This window comes from Corallococcus sp. AB038B (assembly GCF_003668955.1).
GTDB classification, from domain to species: Bacteria; Myxococcota; Myxococcia; order Myxococcales; family Myxococcaceae; genus Corallococcus; species Corallococcus exiguus.
In genome coordinates this window covers 1-417 of sequence record NZ_RAWO01000204.1, presented here as the reverse complement: position 1 = coordinate 417, position 417 = coordinate 1, and the positions used below count along the sequence as shown (strand labels likewise).

The window sequence follows — 417 nt, the reverse complement described above, 5'->3', positions numbered from 1 at the left end:
CCGGTCAATGATCCTGTTGGCGACATGCTGACCCGCCTGCGCAATGCTTCGCGCGCGCGTCACGACAAGGTCGTCATTCCCCACTCGAAGCTCAAGCTCGAGATCATCAAGGTCCTCAAGGATGAGGGCTACATCGGGGAGTTCGCCGTCGCCACCCCCGAGGGCTCGCCGCAGAGCGAGATCACCGTGCAGCTCAAGTACGGTCCGGACCGCAGCCCCGCCATCACCGGCATCCGCCGCGTGTCCAAGCCGGGCATGCGCCGCTACTGCGGCGTGAGCGACATCCCGCAGGTGCTGGGTGGAATGGGTATCTCCATCCTGTCCACGTCCCGCGGCATCCTGGTGGACTCCGAGGCCCGCAAGCAGAAGGCGGGCGGCGAGCTGCTCTGCACCGTCTACTAGCCAGCTGCCTGGCGG

Annotated in this window: 1 protein-coding gene; it reads left to right on the top strand. The window is 66.4% G+C overall.

Features of this window, described 5'->3' with window-relative positions; genetic code table 11:
• Positions 1 to 402: 30S ribosomal protein S8 (rpsH, locus tag D7Y04_RS43020; RefSeq protein ID WP_121763079.1), on the top strand; the 402-nt coding region annotated here is incomplete at its 5' end.
• Positions 403 to 417: the final 15 nt, after the last annotated feature.